The sequence below is a fragment of the Streptomyces sp. NPDC031426 genome (assembly GCF_055581585.1).
The window spans coordinates 394,348-413,523 of sequence record NZ_JBVIJE010000003.1 but is presented as its reverse complement, the minus strand read 5'-3'; the positions used below and the strand labels follow the sequence as shown (position 1 = coordinate 413,523).

General features: G+C 75.1%; 8 protein-coding genes. All 8 read right to left on the bottom strand.

The genetic code is table 11. The features are described 5' to 3' along the window. Positions 1–4 precede the first annotated feature (4 nt). Complete coding sequence (locus ACZ5NH_RS07375) at positions 5–1,099, bottom strand: class I SAM-dependent methyltransferase (protein ID WP_468773367.1); 1,095 nt, start codon at positions 1,097–1,099, stop codon at positions 5–7. Further along, complete coding sequence (locus tag ACZ5NH_RS07370; protein ID WP_468773366.1) at positions 1,096–2,277, bottom strand: glycosyltransferase; 1,182 nt, start codon at positions 2,275–2,277, stop codon at positions 1,096–1,098. Before ACZ5NH_RS07370 ends, ACZ5NH_RS07375 begins: the two co-directional genes overlap by 4 nt. Further along, complete coding sequence (locus ACZ5NH_RS07365) at positions 2,274–3,071, bottom strand: alpha/beta fold hydrolase (protein WP_468773522.1); 798 nt, start codon at positions 3,069–3,071, stop codon at positions 2,274–2,276. Before ACZ5NH_RS07365 ends, ACZ5NH_RS07370 begins: the two co-directional genes overlap by 4 nt. Positions 3,072–3,080: 9 nt before the next feature. Next, positions 3,081–3,401, bottom strand: coding sequence for an acyl carrier protein (locus tag ACZ5NH_RS07360; protein WP_468773365.1), 321 nt, complete (start codon positions 3,399–3,401; stop codon positions 3,081–3,083). Continuing rightward, positions 3,398–8,275 (bottom strand): type I polyketide synthase, encoded by a 4,878-nt coding sequence (locus tag ACZ5NH_RS07355; protein WP_468773364.1) that lies wholly within the window; start codon positions 8,273–8,275, stop codon positions 3,398–3,400. The genes ACZ5NH_RS07360 and ACZ5NH_RS07355 overlap by 4 nt, the downstream gene beginning before the upstream one ends. Before the next feature lies 1 nt (position 8,276). Beyond that, on the bottom strand, positions 8,277–15,851 hold the full coding sequence (locus ACZ5NH_RS07350) for an SDR family oxidoreductase (RefSeq protein ID WP_468773363.1): 7,575 nt from the start codon (positions 15,849–15,851) through the stop codon (positions 8,277–8,279). A 388-nt stretch (positions 15,852–16,239) separates the two neighbouring features. Continuing rightward, positions 16,240–18,117 carry an RICIN domain-containing protein gene (locus ACZ5NH_RS07345; RefSeq protein WP_468773362.1) on the bottom strand — a complete coding sequence of 626 codons (1,878 nt, stop codon included), beginning with the start codon at positions 18,115–18,117 and terminating at the stop codon, positions 16,240–16,242. A 515-nt stretch (positions 18,118–18,632) separates the two neighbouring features. Further along, positions 18,633–19,085 carry a DUF4442 domain-containing protein gene (locus tag ACZ5NH_RS07340; protein ID WP_468773361.1) on the bottom strand — a complete coding sequence of 151 codons (453 nt, stop codon included), beginning with the start codon at positions 19,083–19,085 and terminating at the stop codon, positions 18,633–18,635. Positions 19,086–19,176: the final 91 nt, after the last annotated feature.

Sequence of the window (19,176 nt, the reverse complement as noted above, 5' to 3'; positions counted from 1 at the left end):
GGGGTCACTCGCGGCGCGCCACCAGGCGGTAGGCGTTGGACAGGCCGAGGCGGTGGGACAGGGGGCGTGCCGCGAACCGGTCGAGGAGCGTCGCCGCGATGAGCGCGGGCACCCCCGCGAGCAGCAGTGCGGTGCGCGTGGCGCGGCGTAGGGCGCGGGGCGGCTCCGGCAGCCAGGGGGCGTCCTCGCGCGGGGCGGTGTGGTCGAGGGCCAGCCAGACCGCGGCGAGCAGGTCGACCGGGTCATGCGCTTCGGCGTGCTGCTCGGCGAGCACGGTGAAGCCCAGCTCGGTCAGCCGCCGTCGGAGGCCCGCGACCGGCATGAGGTGCAGGTGCTGGGGCTGGAGCCAGGGCAGCCACCAGCGGCCTAGCAGCCGGGCGTAGCGGCTCTCCGGGTCCGGCACCTCGATGAGCAGGTGGCCGCCGGGGCGTACGACCTGGTGGGCGGCACGGAGTTCGCGGTCCGGGTCGGTGCTGTGCTCCAGGTAGTGGAACATGCTCACCACGTCGTAGCGGGCGCCCAGTTCGGGCGCCAGATCGGGGAAGGCGCCGCGGTGGGCGTGGTCCACGCGGCCCTCGCGGGCGGCGAGTTCGACGCCGTCGGTGAAGTCGAGGCCGTCGAAGGAGGTGCCGGGCAGGACGGCGCGGGCGCTCGCGCAGAAGTGACCGTGGCCGGTGCCGACGTCCAGCCAGGTCTTCGGGGCGTGGTCGTACGGGAGCATCGCCTCGGCGCGGGCCCGGTACATCGCGCCACGGCCGCCGAAGGTGCCGCTCATGCGCTGTTCGCCGAGGCCGTCGTAGAAGTCCCGGTAGTAGAACTCCAGGCCGGCGGCGGCGAGTTGGGGGTTCTGGAAGATGTGGCCGCAGTCGGCGCACCGGTCGAGGGTGAAGCGGCCGGGCTTGTGCTGGAGCAGGTCGGTGGTCCGCAGCCGGGTGGTGAGCCGGGCCGAGCCGCACCAGGGGCAGTCGGGACGGCGGGCGGTGAAGAAGCGGTCCGTGCCGGCCGCCAGGTCGCTCTGGTAGGCGGGACGCAGGGCGGCGATACGCGCCGTCCTGTCGTTCTGGGCGCTCTCGGCGTTCTGTTCTTCGTGGTCGCTCATCGGCCCTCCGCTGCGAGTCGTTCGAGATGGGCCGCCGCGGCCCGGGCCCCGCCCGCCGCGCGGAACGCGGTGCGGATGCGGACGGCGGCGGCCCGGTGGACCGGATCGGTGAGGACGGTGTCGAGTGCCGCGCCGAGCCGGTCCGCGCGGGCCCGGCCGAAGCGGATCCGGACGCCGGCGCCGGCGTCCACGACCTGTCCGGCCACCACCGGCTGATCGTCGCGAATGGGCGCGACGACGAGCGGAACGCCGTGCCACAGGGCCTCGCACACGGTGTTGTGTCCGGCGTGGCAGATGACGGCGTCCATCCGCTCCAGCAGCGCGAGCTGCGGCACGGACGGAAGGACCAGGACGTCCTTGTCGCCGGGTGACACCCCGAGGTCACCACCCGGGTCGGCGATCACCGCCTGCACCCGGTCGGCGCGTTCCCGCAGCGCGCTGAGGCACTCGGCGAGGAACCGGCCGCCCGCGTCGGCGTTCGCCGTGCCCAGGGTCACCAGCACCTTCGCCCGGGACCGGTCCAGCAGTTCCCAGGGGAAAGCGGGGCCGGTCGGGCGGGCGGCGAGGGAGGGACCGACGTAGTGGATGTGCGGGGCCAACGGCGCCTGAAGGCCGAGGAGTTCGGGCGTGCTGAAGATCAGCGTCAGGTGCGGCGAGAAGCGTGCGTCGGCGGTGCCGGACGGGTCGCCGACGCGGGCGCGCAGTTCGATCAGGCGGTCTCGCAGCCAGGCGGCGACCTTCGGCAGGCCGTCGTAGGCGCCGGTGAACTCCGCCGAGGTGGTGGCCGAGGTGGCCCACGGCAGTCCGAGGCGTTCGGCCACCAGGGCGCCGGCGAAGGCCTGCTGGTCGGCCACCACCACGTCCGGGCGGAACGCCCCGGCCGCCGCGCGGACACCGGGCGCCATGGCGTAGGCGAGCGGGAGCAGATAGCCCTCCCACAGGAACCTCAGCGCCTCCGCGCCGCGCAGGTCCGGCGGCCGTACGGCACCCTCGGCGCCCGGCACCGGGCCCCCGCAGCCGAACACCTCGGCGTCCGGACCCGCGAGCCGCCGTACCAGCGCCGGGTCCGCGCACACCCAGGCCACGCGGTGCCCGTGCGCGGCCAGTCGGGCGGCTACGCCGACGGCAGGGTTGACGTGACCGGTCAGCGGCGGCACCACGAAGAGGAAGCCGCTCATCCGACGACCCCCGCCCCGGCGCCGATCAGGTCCAGGATGTGCCCGCCGACGGCCGTGTGCGCCTCCACGAGCACCGAGTGCTCGTGCCCGGGGAGCACGACCGCCCGGTAGTCCGCCAGCAGCGACCGCATCAGCGGGACCAGGTCCGCGAGGTCCGACTCGCCGCCGTAGACGCCGAGGACCGGGCAGCGTACGGCCCTGACGGCGGCCTCGGTCAGCACCCGGCTGGTGGGGATGTCCCGGCCGAGGGTGGTCTCCCGGGCGAGCCGGGCCGCGCCCTTGGCCAGCCGGGCGGTGTTGCGGCCGCGGTGCGTGGTGATCCAGGCGATCGCGTCGGGTTCGTTGTGGGCGAGTTCGGTCATGACCCGGTCGAGGATCCGGCCGAGTTTCGCCGCCCAGGCGGTGGTCGCGGGCTCGGACTCGATCAGCGTCAGACTAGCCGTGCGCGCCGGGTGGCGGGCGGCGAAGCCGAAGGCGATCGTTCCGCCGTAGGAGTTGCCCACCAGATGGACGGGCCCGGTGACGGCCAGCCGGTCGAGGATGGCCTCCAGGTCGTCGATGTTGTGGTCGAGGGTGTAGCCGTGCGCCGGGCGCTCGCTGCGGCCGTGGCCGCGCAGGTCGTACATGAGGACGTCGAGGCCGGCCGCGGCGAACATGGGCGCGACGGTGAAGTAGTAGCTGGCCAGGCTGTCGGTGAGCAGCCCGTGCACCAGGACGACGGTGGCGTGCGGGACACGGCCGTCGGCCGGCCCCGTGCGCTGGACGTGCAGCCGGATCCCGCCGGCGTCGACCATCGCCACGGCTCAGCCCGCCTGCGTGGTCTTCAGGCTCCACACGACGTGCTCCACGAGCCGGCCGACGGTCAGGTCGATGATCTCGTCGAAGTCCATGCCGGCCAGGAACTCGGCGAGGTTGACCCGCTGCCCGTAGTGCTCCTCCAGCAGCCCGGCCAGGGTGACGAGGTCGATGCTCTCCAGCTCCAGGTCGCGGTTGAAGGTGGTGGACATGGTGATGGCCACGTCGTCGTCGCCGTACTCCGCGAGCACCGTGAGGAGCATGCCGGTGAGGTCGGCGAGCACGGTGTCGGCGGTGGGCCGCGCCGGGACCGGCTGGGTGGGGTTCATCGGGGGTACTCCTCGGCTGCTTCGTCTGGTTGTCCGGGGTCGGGGTGCCCGTCGTCGGCTCCGGGCCCGGTCGTCCAGGCCACCACGTAGGTGCGCTGTGGCAGGGCGGGCGGATTGGCCACCGGGGTGCAGTGCACGGTGTAGACGCGTTCCAGGCGGCCGCAGACCAGCAGCCGGGTGCCGTCCGAAGCGGCCTCCAGCACCGCGAAGTCCCGTGGTCTGCCGCCGAATCCGGTGCCCTCGGCCTTGGCGACCGCCTCCTTGGCCGCCCAGAACCGGGTGAACCACACGGCCTGCCCGCCCGTGGCCGCACGGGTGTGCAGCAGGCGCAGTTCGGTGGGGCCGAGCGCGGTGGCGAGGGTCGCCGGGTCGCGCTCGGCGACCTCTTCGATGTCGATGCCGGGGCCGGGCCACGGGGTGTGCGGCCGGACGATCGCCACGGCCGCCTCGGCCCGGTGGGCGAGCGACACGTCCAGCGGGGGCAGGGCGCGTCCGTGCACCCCGGTGACATACGGGCGCCCCGACTCGTCGTTGCGCACGCGCAGTTCCGCGGGGAAGACGGGTCCTTCGCCGTGCTGCCAGAGCCACTGCCGTACGGCGTCCTTGACCGCGATCCGGCCGAGCAGCCACTGGCGGCGGCCGCGCGGCGGGCGCTCGGCGTACTCGGCCCGTTCGGCGCCGCCGAGCGAGTTGCGCATGATCAGCTCGCGGGAGGCGAGGTCCGGCCAGCGCTCGTGCACCAGCGTCCAGCCGCCGGGCTTGGCCCGGGACAGGGTGTGGCGTTCGGGGAAGCGTTCGACGGGCCGGGTGGTGGGGTCGTTGTCGAAGCGGCGGTCCTCCCAGCCGCCGATCAGCGCCCACACCCGGCCGCCGACGGTGAGTTCCGCGTGGGCCTCCAGGCCGGTGTCCGTGAGGGAGCTGATGCGCAGTACGCAGCCGACCTCGGTGCCAGGGGCCGGGTGGGGTCCGTGGAACCGCAGGTGCCGTATCCGCACGGGGAAGACGACGGTCCGCTCGGTACGGGTCGCCATGATCCAGTAGCCGAGCAACTGGCCCACGTTGTCCAGCAGCGCGCCCGGGGCGGCGGGCGCGCTGATCACTCCCCGGATGTGCCGCTCGCCGATCGCGGTGAGGTCGGTCAGGCCCTGGAAGCCGGGGCCGTGGAACATCCAGCGGTCCCGGTAGAGCTGGGCGGCGGTGTGCTCGGGGCGGCGTTCGGGGGCGTCCGGGAGCGGGCTGGGCGTGGGCGGGGTCGGGTGGTGCGGGGCGAGTTCGACCGTGGCGCGGGCCGTGGGGCCGAAGGCGACGGTGACGCGGACCGGGTGGCCGGGGACCGGAGTGACGGTGACCGGTACGTCGACGGGGGGTGCGGCGGTGAGCCAGCGGTCGAACCGGGCCTCGTGCACGGCGACCGCCCGCAGGCCGGGGGCCGCCGCCTCCGCCGCGTCCATCATGTGCCGGACGATCGTGGTGGCCGGGACGACCGGCCAACGGTCCTCCAGGTCCGGCCAGCCGGGGCGCTGGGGGAAGAAGCAGTGGTCGAGGAGGTGGGCCATGGTGTGGGGGGAGATGTGGACGGTGGTGGTCGTCGCGGTCGGCCCAACGGTGGTCCTGGTCGTGGTGGGCACGGCGGGCGGGGCGGTGGGTGCGGGGGGCGGGGCAGCGGGCGCGGGCGCCGTGGCTGTGGGGGCGGGGCCGCTCCGGTCGCGCCGGGCGCTCGCCGCGATCAGCTCCGCCGCGGTGTCCGCGGTGTCCCGCAGCAGGGCGGTCAGTTCGGCGGCGGCCGGGAAGTACGGGGCCAGATCGTCGAGTTCACCGAAGCCCGGGCCGGTCGGGCGAGCCGTGGGCGCGGGGGGTGCGGCGACGGACGGTCCCGGGTGGTGCGTGGGTGCGGGGTGTACGGCAGGTGGTGCGGGGCGCAGTTCTGCGCGGAGCGCGTCGAGTGCTGGTCCGTCCAGCGAGACGAGGGCCCCGCCGAGGTCGAGCCGGACGGGTGGGCGGCGCCGGGGGGCCGGTGCGGTCGCTGTGACGGGTGGCGGCCCAGCGGACGTCGTCGCCGTGGTGGCCGGTGGCTCAGTGGGCGTGCTCGCCGTGCTGTGTGCTGCCACGGCCGGCACCGCCGCTGCCACCGCCGCTCCGGCGGTCCACAACGCCGTTGCGGCACGGTGCAGTTGGGCCAGGCCACTGCGCTCGGGCGCGTTGGCGGTCACGGACAGGTGGTCGCGGTCGCCGAGGGTGTCGGCGATCAGGGAGGTGAGCCGACCGGGGCCCATCTGGACGAAGACGCGGTGCCCGGCGGCGTACAGGGCCTCGGTCAGCTCGCGGAAGCGGACCGGTTCCAGCAGATGCCGTACGAACAGCTCGCGCACCGCCCGCTCGGCCCCGGGGAAGGGCGCGGCGGTCGTCCCGGACCACACCGGTACGGTCGGCGGGTGGAGCCGGAAGCGTTCGGCGGCCTCCCTGATGGGGGCGAGGTAGGGCTCCAGCATCGGTGTGTGGAAGCCGGAGCGGAAGGGCAGCACCTGGCAGATCACACCCTGCGCGCGCAGGGATCGTACGAACTCCTCGACCGCCGCGCCGGGGCCGCAGACCATGGACTGGCGGGGCGCGTTGTCGTGCGAGAGCACGATCCCGGAGTCTGCCCAGTGCTCGGCGAGCACGGCGCGGACGTGCGCGGCGGACGTGCCGAGGGCGGCGAAGCTGAGACCGGGGACGGTGACGGTGTCCGGGTCGAACCCGGCCATGAACGTGTCCACTTGCTCCGGCGCGTACAGCCCGCCCGCCGCCATGGCCGTCCACTCGCCGACGCTGTGCCCGGCGACCGCGTCCGGTACGACACCCATGCGACGCAGGGCCCGGTCCAGCAGGCGGCCCACCCCGACGACCCCGAAGCCGTGCCGACCGACGTCACCGACGCGGACGTCCGTGCCGGGCAGCGGGGTGAGGCCGAAGTGGGCCGCGATGTCGTCGGTGCGGGGTGTGAAGTCGCCTTCCAGGCCGGGGAAGACGAACACCAGCCTGCCGCCGCCAACCGGGCCGAGCAGTGGGTCCGCCCGGAACCAGACATCGCTGCGGCCGTGCCAGCCACGCCCCTTGGCGACCGCACGGCGGGCCAGGGCGAGCCGCTTGGCGGTCGGATCCACGATCCCGAGCCGGACCGGGCCGGCGGCGGGGTGCGGCCGGCCCGGGTCGAGACCGGCGGCGAGGACGGCGGAGTCGTCGGCGCCGAGTACGGCGGCGAGGTCCGTCACACCCTCGGCGGCGAGCAGCAGGATCCGCTCGGGCTCGCTGACCTGCGCGGAGGCGGAGGCCGGGCGCGCATCGGGCGGCGCTGTCCCATCCACCCCTGGTCCCGTCGACCGGCCAAGCACTGTCTCCGCAGACTCCGGACGAACACGCGCGGCCCCCGTCCGGCCGGAAGGCGCACCCCCGGCCCCACCCGGCTTGGAACCGGCACCCGGCGCCTCCTCCAGCACCACATGGGCGTTGATCCCGCCGAAGCCGAACGCGTTGACGGCGGCCCGGCGGACCGGCTGCCGGGGGCCCTTCTCCCAGGGCTGTGCCTGCTGCAGTGTGCGGAAGCGGGTGGCGGCGAGGGCGGGATGGGGGTCGTCGCAGTGGAGGGTGGGCAGGAGGGTGCCGTGGTGGAGGGCGAGGGCGGCCTTGACCAGGCCGGCGACCCCGGCGGCCGGCATGGTGTGGCCGATCATCGACTTCACCGAGCCGAGGACCGGGCGGATGCCCTGGCCGTCCGGCGGCCCGAACGCCGCGGCCAAAGTGGCGAGTTCGGCCGCGTCACCGGCCGGTGTGGCGGTGCCGTGCGCCTCCAGCAGGCCGAGGGAGTCCGGTGCGGCGGGGTCGAGCCCGGCGGCCCGCCAGGCCTGGCGCACGGCTCTGGTCTGCCCGCCGGGGTCCGGTGCGGCCGGCCCCGCCGTACGGCCGTCGCTCGCCACGCCCGTGCCCCGGATCACCGCGTACACGCGGTCGCCGTCGCGTTCGGCGTCCGCGAGCCGCTTGAGTACGACGACGCCGGTGCCCTCGCCGATGAGGATGCCGTCGGCGCCGCGGTGAAAGGGGCGGATGCGCTGGCTCGGGGACAGGGCGCGCAGTTGGGCGAAGACGCTCCAGAGGGTGATGTCGTGGCAGTGGTGCACTCCCCCGGCCAGCATCAGGTCGCAGCGGCCGGCGGTGAGTGCGGTGACCGCCTGGTCGACGGCGACCAGGGAGGAGGCACAGGCGGCGTCCACGGTGTAGGCGGGGCCGCGCAGGTCGAGCCGGTTGGCGATGCGGGAGGCGGCGAGGTTGGGGACCAGGCCGATCGCGGACTCGGGGCTGTCGGGGCCGAGTCGTTCGGTGAACGCCGCACGGATCCGGTCGAGTTGGGCGGTGGCGAGGTCGGGTAACAACTCGCCCAGGGTACGGATGAGTTGTCCGGCCGTGCGCACCCGCTGGTCCAGGCGGACCAGGCCCGGGGTGAGATAGCCGCCGCGGCCCAGGGCGACCCCGACCCGGTCCCGGGCCGGCAGCCGTTCCTCGCCGCCCGCGTCCGCGAGGGCGGCGGCGGCCACGTCGAGGGCGATCAGCTGGTCGGGCTCGGTGCCGGGCACCGAGGCGGGCATGATGCCGTAACGGGTGACGTCCACCTCGGCGAGGCCGTCCACGAATCCGCCGCGCCGGCAGTAGATCCGGTCGGGGGCGGCAGGTCCGGTGGCCGAGCCGGGCCGGTAGTAGTCGGCATCCCAGCGGCCCGCGGGGACGTCGGTGATGGCGTCGACGCCGTCGCGCAGGTTGCGCCAGTAGGCGTCCAGGCCGGGGGCACCGGGCAGCAGCACCGCCATCCCCACGACGGCGACGGGAATCTGACGTGCCGTCATGTCACCAGCCCGACGCTGCGTAGACGACGGCGCGGGCCGACGGTTCGCCCCAGGCGAGTTCCCGCAGCAGGGCCGCGGTGCCCTCGTCGGGGTCGATCAGCTCGATCCCGCGCCGGGCGTACTCACGGCCGAGTTCCGCGCCGACCATGCCGCCGTGCGTGGCGGTCGGCGCCCAGGGTCCCCAGTGGACGGTGAGCGCGCGAGCTCCGGTCCGGGCGGCCCAGTCGGCGCCGAGGGCTTCCAGGGCGTCGTTGGCGGCGGCGTAGTCGGACTGGCCGCGGTTGCCGAGCACGGCGGCGATGCTGCCGAACAGCACGGTGAAGGCGGGTGCGCCCGGCAGGTCGTCCAGCGCGGCGAACAGCGCCGCGGCCCCGGCCGTCTTCGTGCCGTAGACCCGCTGGAAGGACTCGGGGGTCTTGTCGGCGATCAGCCGGTCCTCGATCACCCCGGCGGCGAAGACGACCCCGTCGAGCCGGCCGTGTTCGGCGTGGATCTCCTTGACGGCCCGCAGGACGGCGTCCCGGTCCCGGAAGTCCACCGAGCGGTAGCGTGCCTCGCTGCCGAGCGCACGGAGTTCCGCGAGGGTCGTGGTGATCTCCCGCTGAGCGAGGATCAGTCCGGCGGCCCGGTTGATCTCGGCTGGGCCGCGCGCGCCCGGTCCGGCGGCGAGCGCCGCCCGCAGCTCGACCGGGGTGCGCGCGGCGGCGGTGAGCGGAGCCTCGGATGCGGTGGGCGCGGGCGTACGGCCCAGCAGCTCGACACGGCAGCGGCAGGCGCCGGCCAGGGTGGCCGCGAACCTCGCGGTGATGCCCCGGGCGCCGCCGACCAGCAGGACCACGGAGTCCCGGTCGAGGCCGAGCGCTGCCGCCTCGGCGGCGCCGTCCCCGGCGGGTCCGGCGCCGGTCGCGGCGAGCGGGCCGAGAGGCGCGGGCACCAGCGCGAGACCCCGCCGGGCACCGGCCGCCGTACGGAGGACCACGGGGGCCGGTTCGGGCGCCCGCAGCTCGGCGAGCAGGGCGTCGGCGACGGCCGCCGGGGCGGTGTCCGTGACGGCGACGACCCGTGCGAGCAGGTCCGGGTACTCACGGCCGACGCTGCGGAACAGGCCGTCCAGTCCGGCCGCCCGGAGAACGCCGGCACGGTTGGCTGCCGGCAGAGCGCCCGCACCGTCGTCGGCCCGCAGAGCGCCGTCAAGGTCGGTGGCCCGGAGGGCGAGCAGTCGGCGCGGGCCGCACGCGAGCGCCGCGCGGAGCACCGGGAAGGCGTCCGGCAGCACGGGGACGTCCGGGCCGGGCAGCGCGCCGAGGTACACGACGTCGTCCACCGGGCCGTCGGCCGCTGTGAGGAGGTGGCCCGCGTCGAGCAGTACGGCTTCGGCGCCGTGCTCGGCGAGCCGCGCCGCGAGTGCCGCCGCCGCGCCCGCACCGTCCCCGAGGAGGGCGAAACGCCGGCCGGACAGGGCGTGGTCCTGTTCGTCGGCGGCAGCCGGGTCCGGCTCCGGGAGGGGCACGGGCCGCAGCTCGCAGCGCCGGGGCGAAACGCCGAGGGCCGGGGCGGGCGCGTATGCCGCCTCGTCCGGTTCCCGGGTGGGCGGGGCCGCCGCGTCGGCGAAGGCCGCATCGGCCCGCTCTTCCGCGTACCCGGCCTGGCCGCCGGTGCTGGACTCATCGTGCCGGCCCTGCCCGTGAGCGGACCGCGCCCCCACCCGTGCCGTCAGCCACCCCGTCACCGCGGCCGCCGTACGCGCCTTGGCCAGTTCCTCCAGTTCGGCGTCGTCCAGCACCTCGGCGCCGCCCGCGATGCCCAGCCGCCTGGCGAGTTCGCCCGCTATCTCGGCCCGCTTGATCGAGTCGATGCTGAGGTCGGCCTCCAGGTCGAGGTCGGGCTCGATCATGTCGACGGGGTAGCCGGTGCGTTCGCCGATGATCTCCAGGACGACCCGCTCGATGTCGTCCACCGGTCCGGCCGACTCGGCCTCAGCCGGTGGCGGTTCAGGTGTGACCAGCTGCGGAAGCAGTGCGGATGGGACGGGCGCCGGCGGTGTCACGCCGGGTGCCGCGCCGAAGTAGGTGAGCAGGACATCGCGCTGGGCGGCGATCATCTCCCGGCTGGTGCGCAGGAATTCGGAGATGAGCGCGTCCCGGTCGGCCGGGGCGCGGTACGGCTGGTCGGTGGTCACGGTCGTCTCCACGACTCGTCGGGCCGGTGCGAGGGCACCGGGCAGGAGTGCTCCGTCGGCGGTGCGGACGAGGTGTCCGTCGACCGTCCAGCCGGGTCGTTCCGGTGCCGGGCCACGCAGCGCGTCGACGGCGTCGCGGCCCCGCAGGAGCCAGGAGGTGCACACCGGCTGTCCTGCGACGGCGAGCCGGGCGAGGGCGTCGAGCCAGCCGCGCAGGCCGCTGTCGGCGTCCGGTTCGCAGGCGATCGTGCGATGCGGGCGGTCGCCGAGGATGCGTGCGACGAGCCGGGTGAGGACGGTGCCGGGGCCCGCCTCGACGAATATGCGCGCGCCTGCCTCGTACATGGCCTCGATCTGGGCGGCGAACGCGACGGGGGCACCGATCTGGGCGGCGAGTTCGGCGCGCACGTCGTCGGGGTCGAGCGGATAGGGCGCGGCGGTGCGGTTGGCCCAGACGGGGAACTCGGGGGGCCGTACCGTCCTGTCCGCGAGGATCTTGGCGAACCGTTCCCCCGCAGCGGCCACGAGCGGGCTGTGGAAGGCGCAGGCCACGGGGATGCGCCGGGCGCCGAGCCCCGCGTCGCGCAGCAGCCGTACGGCCGCCTCGACATCCGCCGTCGGTCCGGAAATCACCGTCTGCTCGGGTGAGTTGAGGTTGGCGACGACGACGGAGGCGGGTGCGCCGGTCGGGTGCAGGGTGCGTACGACGGTCTCGGCGGGCGCGCCGACGGCGGCCATGGTGCCCGGGTCGTCGCCCGCCGCCGCCAGAATCGCGCCGGCTCGCTCGGCGCTCAGGTCGAGCAACGTCTCGGGGTCGAGGGCGCCGGCTGCGGCGAGAGCGACCAGCTCGCCGTAGCTGTGCCCGGCGGCCTGGTCGGGACGGACCCCGGCCGAGGTGAGGAAGGCGTGGGCGGCGAGGCCCGTGATGCCGAGGGCGGGCTGCGCGGCCCGGGTGTCGGTGAGGGCGGCCCGGCGGCGCGCTCGCGCGGCCTCGTCGAAGGCGGCGGGCGGGTGGACGGTGTCGGCGTGTACGCGACCGAGGTCCAGGTAGTACCGCAGCTCGGGAAGGTGCACCAGGAGCTCGGCGAGCATGCCCGGGCGCTGGCTGCCCTGACCGGGGAAGAGGAAGGCGACCTCACCGGCCACCGGGTGGGCGTCCTCCCCGGCCACCGAGCGGGCGACCCCACCGGCCACCGGACGGTCCCCCTCACCGGCCACCGAGCGGGCGACCTCACCGGCCACCAGACGGTCCCCCTCCCCGGCCACCGAGCGGGCGACCTCACCGGCCACCGGGTGGGCATCCTCCCCGGCCACCGGGTGGGCGACCTCACCGGCCACCGGGTGGGCATCCTCCCCGGCCACCGGGTGGGCGACCTCACCGGCCACCAGACGGTCCCCCTCACCGGCCACCGGACGGCCCCCCTCCCCGCCCACCGAGCGGGCGACCTTGCCCGCCGTCGGGTGGGCACCCGCGCCCGGCACCGGGTCGGCGAACTTGCCAGGCGCCGGGGCGGCGGCCTCGCTCTGGAGCGGGTCGGCGTTCCGGCCCGGCATCGGGTCGCCCAACCCGCCCGACACCCGGCCCTCGATCACGTCCTGCACCGGACCCGCCACTCCGGCCCGCTCCCGGCCCACGATCACGCCCGGCACCGGACCCGCGACGCCCCCCTCGACACGGTCCAGCACGCCCGCCCGCACCGAGTGCGCGGCCTCCCCCTGCGCCGGGGCGGCGGGAGGCGCCCCCTCCGTCAAAGGGTCGGCGAGGTGGATGCCGGCGGCCGGGTCGTGCTCTCCGGCGAGGAGCCGTCGTAGCTGATCGGTGAGTTCCTCGGTGTCGCGGGCCACGAGCGCGGCCCGGACCGGTTCGTGTGAGGTGTCGGCGCGGTGGGCCGCGGCGAGGGCGAGGTCGCGCAGGCGCCAGGGGGCGCCGTCGGCCTCGGCGGCCCGGAGGATCTCCGCTGCCTGCCGGTGGGCCGCCGCCGTGTCCCGGCCCCGGAAGAGGAACAGCTCGGCCGGCCAGGCGTCCGCGGACTGACGGGGTGGTACGGCGCCGGCGTGGGCGGCCAGCACCGCGTGGAAGTTGGTGCCGCCGAAGCCGAACGCGCTGACTCCGGCGAGGCGTTCGGCGGCCGGTGCCGTCCAGGGCCGGGCGCGGGTGTGGAAGGCGAACGGGCTGTCGCCCTCCGCCCAGGCCGGGTTGGGCCGCTCCAGGTGCAGGGTGGGCGGGATGACAGCGGTGTGGAGGGCGAGGGCGGTCTTGATGAGGCCCGCGAGGCCGGCGGCGCACTTGGTGTGGCCGATCTGCGACTTGACCGAGCCGAGCGCACAGCCGCCCGTCCCCGCCCCCGCCTCGCCGAACACCTCGGCAAGAACGGTGAGTTCGGTGCGGTCGCCGACGACCGTACCGGTGCCGTGCGCCTCCACCAGGCCGACGTCCGCGGGCGAGACACCGGCGTTGCGGTACGCCCGCTCCAGCGCCGCCCGCTGGCCTTCCGGGCGGGGTGCGGTGAGGCCGAGGGAGCGGCCGTCGCTGGCGGAGCCGAGGCCCTTGACCACCCCGTAGATCCGGTCGCCGGCGCGTTCGGCGTCCGCGAGCCGTTTGAGGACCAGGCAGGCCACTCCCTCGCCGAGCGCGATGCCGTCGGCGGAGGCGTCGAAGGCACGGGAGCGTCCGGTCGGGGAGAGCGCGTGGACGGAGGAGAACAGGACGTAGTCGTTGATGCCGTTGTGCAGGTCGCCGCCGCCGCACAGGACGAGGTCGCTGGTGCCGGAGACGAGTTCCTTGCAGGCCACGTCGAGGGCGGCGAGGGAGGAGGCGCAGGCGGCGTCGACGGTGAAGTTGGCGCCGCCGAGGTCCAGCCGGTTGGCGATCCGCCCGGAGATGACGTTGGCCAGCATGCCGGGGAAGGAGTCCTCGGTCAGCCGGGGCAGTTGCTCGTCCAGCCCGTCGGGCACCTGGCCGTAGTACTTCGGCAGTACCGCGCGCAGGGTGACGGCGTTGGACAGGTCGCTGCCCGCCTCAGCGCCGAACACGACCGAGGTCCGCGCGCGGTCGAACGCCCGCCCCTGTTCCCCGTATCCGGCGTCCTCCAGCGCCCGCCGGGCCGCCTCCAGGGACAGCAGCTGCACGGGTTCGATGCTGCCGAGGGAGGCGGGCGGGATGCCGTAGCGCAGCGGGTCGAAGGGGATGCGGGGCAGGAATCCGCCCCACTTGGAGGCCGTGCTGCCGGCCGCGTGGTGCACGGCCGGGTCCCAGCGTTCGGGCGGCACCTCGGTGACGGCGTCGCGGCCGGTGACGATGTTGGACCAGAAGGCGGCCAGGTCGGGGGCGTCGGGGAACATGCAGGCCATGCCGACGATGGCGATGTCCAGCGGTGCGGGCGGCTCCGGCTCGGCGGCGGAAGCCGCGCCCGGATGGGCGGCCCACCACGTCCGGACATCGCCGGCGCGCCGCGTCAGGAGCTCGGCGGCGCCGTCGGTGACCGAGCGGTGCAGGTCCGCCAGAGTGGTGGTCGCCGAGCGCAGGACGGCCACCTCGCCGGCCATGAACATCCCGTCCGTGAGCTGCCGTTCCTCGGCCACGGTCGCCAGCGCGCCGTCGGCTCCGCGCTCGACGCCCTTGCTGGCGATGCGCAGCCGGCCCACGTTGAGCCGTTCCAGCGCCTCCCAGACCTCGCGGTCGGTCAGCCCCTGCGCGCGTAGCGCGGCCTCACGGGCACGGTAGTCGGCGGTGAAGGGGCTCGGGACGCAGCGGGTGGCGTGGCCGGGGGCGGTCTCCAGGAGGGTGGTCGCGGTGGCCTTGAGCACCTGCCGCTGGAACAGCGGCCGGACGGCGCCGTGTGCGACGGCCTCCTCGGTGAACAGGTAGGCGGTGCCCATGAGCACGCCGACGGCGGCACCCCGGCCGGTGAGCGGTGCGGCCACGGCCGCGACCATGGCAGCCGACCGCTCGTCGTGTACGCCGCCCGCGAAGAACACCTCCAGACGCCGGGCGGTCGCCTCGTCGGCGTCGGCCAGGAAGTCCTGCAGTACCGCGAGTTGGGCCTCCCAGAGGGGGAAGGAGGCCCGGGGTCCGACATGACCGCCGCACTCGGACCCCTCGAACACGAACCGGCGCGCGCCCGCGTCGAGGAACTGCCGCAGCAGTCCAGGCGAGGGCACGTGCAGAAAGGTGTGGATCCCGGCCCGCTCCAGCGTCTCCGCCTGGGCGGGCCGTCCGCCGGCGATGATCGCGTGCGTGGGCCGCAGTTCCCGTACGGCGTCCAGTTGGGCGTTCCTGATCTCCTCGGGCGCGAAGCCGAGCACGCCCACGCCCCAGGGCCGCCCGTCCAGCGCGGCCCGCGCCTGGGTGAGCATCGACCGGGTGCGCTCGCCGTCGGCCAGGGCCAGCGCCAGGAACGGCAACGCCCCGTCCGCGGCGACGGCCGCGGCGAAACCCGCCTGGTCGCTGACCCGGGTCATGGGCCCCTGCGCGACGGGGAGCCGGGTGCCGAGGGCCCGGCTCATGGCCGACCCGGGGCGCAGCGCGGTGGCCGCACCGCCGTCGGCCACGGCGTGCATCGCCGCCGACACCTCCCGCACCGATCGCCGTACGTCCCCGAACCGTTCGGCGAACCGGGCGGCGAGGAAGCCGTCCTGGCCGACCGGCAGCAGCCGGCCGCGCAGATCGCCGGCGCCCAGCAGGGACGCGACCGCCTCGGGGTCGTCCGCCGGTGGGCGCGGGGCGTCCGGCCCCCGGCGTCTGAGGACCCGGTGGCCGCCGAGCACCACGGTCTCCGAGCCGTCCAGGGAGCGCAGCACCGACCGGAGCGTCTCGGGCAGCCCCGACTCGGCGAGCAGGGCCAGCTGGCTGTCGAGGACCACCCCGGCGGCACCGCCGGCCACTGCGGCCGCCGCGGTGCGCGGGCCGATGCCGCCGCAGGCCCAGACCGGGACGCGGCTCGACTCCTCGTCGGACAGCAGCTGTTGCAGCAGGACGAAGGTGCTCGACGCACCGACCCGGCCGCCGCTCTCGCCCCCGCGGGCGATGAGCCCCTGGGCACCTGCGCGCAGGGCCGCGTGCGCCTGCCGGATGTTCGTGACCTCCGCCAACAGGCGGCAGTCGGAGGGGAGTTCGGTCCGGGACCAGGATGCGTCCGCCGTGCGGACCACGGTGTCGGGGGCGTCGCCGAGCTCGGCCGGGGTCAGGGCGCAGCGCCCGGTCACCCGCACCCCGAAGGGGCCCGGCGCCGACCGTCTCAGCCGGGACAGCGTCTCTCGGGATCTGCGGTCTCCGGTGCCGAGGTCGAGGATGCCGAGCGCACCGGCGGCACACGCCGCGGCGGTGACACCGGCGTCGGGTTCGGCGAAGGGGGTGAGGCACAGGACGAGGTCATGGGGGCGCACAGGCGAGGTCATGATGCTCCGGCACGATCGGCGAGACAGCACGGTGGGGGGTGTGCGGCGGAACGCTCTGGTGCGAGGGCACCGGAAACTAGCCTCGGGCTACTCACGGGTCAATAACGCCGCCCCCTTTTCGTGTCCGGTGACATGGATTCGGCCAGTGGGCCGAATTCCCCGCAAGAACCGGGAAAACGCGGTAATTCCCCTCACCGGTGCGAGCGGGGGACCACCTGGTCCCCCGCACCACACCAGCACAAACCCGGCAAAGTACCCGCCCGCTTCACCGTGCACTCACCCCGCCGCAATGCGGCGGGACATCCGCTCGAAGTCTGTAAATTCCGCATGACTTCGGCGCCGTGGCTCGATCGCGGTCAGGGGCTCCGGTGACGTCCCGGGCCGCGCGTCAGCGCAGCGGTCCGCCCACGGTCGCCGGTACGACGGCGACCGTGGCGGCGAGGGGCGGAAGGGCCCGGTGCACTGCGCGCACCGCCCGCGCGGGCGACCCGGACCCGGTGTGCCGCCGGCCGTGGTCGGCGCGGGCCTGGGCGATCCGGGTCTCGTCCGGCTCGCCGGACTCCCCCGGGGTGTCCCCGCGCGTCGGGCCCTCATTCTGTGAAAGTCCGTCGCCCTTCGAGGATCCATGGTCCTGCGAGGATCCATGCCCGAGCGAGGACCCATCGCCCTTGGAGAACCCTGGCTGCCCGCTACCCGGCGCGTCCGACCCGCCCTGCACCGCGTCCGGCCGCCTTCCTCCTGTCCCCTGCGCCCCCGGTTCCAGCACCCACCGCCGCTCCGGCGAACCGTCGCGCGCTGCCGTCACGACCCGGGCGGACGCATCGCCGGTGCCGGGAGCGAGTGCGGGGCCCGCGTACCGGGGCGGCAGGATCTCGCCGCGCACGGTGATGTCGTACACCACCTTCCCTGCTTGCACGACGCACGCGGTCGGCACGACGCGCTTCGTCCCGGTGCCGGCGGCCAGGCACCGGGACAGGCCGGCGGCGCTGCGCGGCAACCCGTCGTCCTGGTACGACCACTGTTGCGAGGCAGCGGAGGGGCACGGCGCGAGCCCGACGCCGGCGCCCGCCCGCACGCCGTCCGGAAGCACGTCGAGGCAGCGCCCGGAGCTGAGGCCGCGCAGGCCACCGTGGGCCGGCTCGACGGGTTCGCCGGCCGAGGCGGCGGACGGGGCGGTGGCGGCCCGGGGGCCGGTGCCGCCCGGATGGGTGTGGTGGCCGGCCGGGGCACCCCAGGTGGCGCCGGGCGCGGGGACACCGTTGTCGTCCGACCAGCTTTTGGCCACGAGGACGGTGGCGAGCAGCGCGAGCGAGGTCAGTCCGACGCCGATGACGACCGCCTTGCGGTGGCGGCTGCCGGGCCCGGTGCGGTGTCTGCCGCCGGCCCCCGCTCCCGTCGGGGCGGCTTGCGGCGCACACGGCGACTCCTCGGCGGCGCCGCGTCCGGGGCGCGAGTCGAGATAGCGGCGGGCGCCCCAGCCGAGCAGGGTCTCGGCGAGCAGGAGGCCCAGGCCGTCGTCGAACAGCCCGAAGGTCTCGGCGGCGTGCCGGCAGTAGACGCACACCGTCAGGTGCTCTCGTACGTCGGGCAGCAGGGCGCCGCCACGGCGCATGGGAACGTCCAGGAGCCGGTTGTAGAAGCGGCATTCCCTGGAGGGCGCGAGTTCTCGGTGGGCGCGTACGCAACCCGTCCGGAATTGCTCGCGCGCCTGTTCCAGGGCGGCCGTCGCGGTGGCCGGGTCGATGCCCAGCAGACCGGCAGGTATGTTTATGGGTTCGGCTTCGACCTCGGTGTGCCACAGAAGGCATTGCGAGGCGCCGGGAAGTGCCCGGAAGGCGCGTTCGGCGAGTTGTCGCCTTTCCGGTGTTCCGAGCTTTCTCGCACGCAGTCCGCGCCCTCCGGCGGGTTTGCGCAATTCCGGCAGAGTCGCGCAGGCCACGTCGTCCGCCGCCCAGGCGCGGACGATGTCGCGGACGGCGACCAGCAGTTGCGGGCGCAGGGCGCCGCCGGCCACTCCGCCCGCCATCCGGCCGAGGACCTCGTGGAAGGCCGCGGTGGCCACGAGTTGCGGCGTGGGACCGGCGGAGGCCAGGCAGACGACGGCGTAGTCGCGGGCGGCCCGCCAGTGGCGGGCCAGCAGCAGGGCGACGGCGTGATGGCGGACGGGATGCGGGCCGCCGAGCCGGGCGGCGAGATTGCGGTCGGACTCCCCGGGCGAACCGGGCAGCGGCGGATGGGGCGGGCGTGGGGGGTGAGGGGACTGCACGGAACCATTTCCTTCCAGCCGCAGGACCGCACTCGAAATGCCGTCCTGTCGGAAAGCAGTGCCGATGTGGGGCATGCCTGGTTCTGGTACATACCTGTAGGGCCGGCCTTGGCGTTCGACGCCTGCCTTTGCCCTCCCGCGGGAAGGCTCACCTTCGCACACGCGACTCACAGGAAACAAGAAGTTCGATTGACCCGGCCTCATATTCGGTGAATTGCATGAGAGTTGCCGTCGGTATCGCTTCCACAGCCGGTTCCCAGGTTTCTCCCGGCACGCTCTCATCCGCGCCCCCAGGATGGGCCGCATGATCGCCCCCCACTCCTCAGCGAGCCCCGCCCTCGCCCGTACGGTCCGCAAGGCGGTCGTACCGGCCGCCTGACTCGGCACCCGCCATGGCGGGGCTGGAGGAGGGCGCGAGCGGCGGCCGGGACGGACGCCGGGCGGCGTAGCCCGACGCACGCAGGAAGAGGGGGCCCTCCCACGAGCGAGCCCCCTCTCGAACACCCCATGGACGCCTAGCCGTTGGGCCGCAGCGTCCAGACGACGGTCATCTCGCCCGTCACGGCGCCGTCCGCGCGGCGGATCTCGATCGCCACGGGGAACTCGGGGCGCTGCCCGGCGTCCAGCTCGGCGACGACCTCGGCGGCCGGGCGGCCCAGCGTGGCGGTCGCGGTGACGGCGCCCATGGCGAGCTTCCTGTAGGCGATGTCGGCACGGACCGCCAGCGGCACCGCGTGGGAGAGCTGGTCCCCGAAGGCGGCCAGCACGATGGCCCCGCTGGCCGACTCCCCGAGGGTGAACATCGCACCGGCGTGCGGCCCGCCCACATGGTTGTGATACGCGCCCTGGTCCGGCAGGGACACGACCGCCTTGTCCGGAGAGGTCTCCAGGAACTCCAGGTTCAGCGTCCGGGCCATGGGCACGGTGGCGGCGAGCATCTCGCCGATCGACATCTGGTCTGCGCTCATGGCGCCATGTTACTCACGAGTAGCCCAAACTGGCCAGCACAGGATCCTCACCCGCCCCCCTTCGCTACGACCCTGACGAGGCCCGGTGACC

Excerpts from the sequence above, each read along its gene's own strand:
- ACZ5NH_RS07355 (WP_468773364.1), bottom strand. The coding sequence starts at position 8,275 with ATGACGGCACGTCAGATTCCCGTCGCCGTCGTGGGGATGGCGGTGCTG.
- ACZ5NH_RS07360 (WP_468773365.1), bottom strand. The coding sequence starts at position 3,401 with ATGAACCCCACCCAGCCGGTCCCGGCGCGGCCCACCGCCGACACCGTG.
- ACZ5NH_RS07375 (WP_468773367.1), bottom strand. The coding sequence starts at position 1,099 with ATGAGCGACCACGAAGAACAGAACGCCGAGAGCGCCCAGAACGACAGG.
- ACZ5NH_RS07350 (WP_468773363.1), bottom strand. The coding sequence starts at position 15,851 with ATGACCTCGCCTGTGCGCCCCCATGACCTCGTCCTGTGCCTCACCCCC.
- ACZ5NH_RS07370 (WP_468773366.1), bottom strand. The coding sequence starts at position 2,277 with ATGAGCGGCTTCCTCTTCGTGGTGCCGCCGCTGACCGGTCACGTCAAC.
- ACZ5NH_RS07365 (WP_468773522.1), bottom strand. The coding sequence starts at position 3,071 with ATGGTCGACGCCGGCGGGATCCGGCTGCACGTCCAGCGCACGGGGCCG.
- ACZ5NH_RS07340 (WP_468773361.1), bottom strand. The coding sequence starts at position 19,085 with ATGAGCGCAGACCAGATGTCGATCGGCGAGATGCTCGCCGCCACCGTG.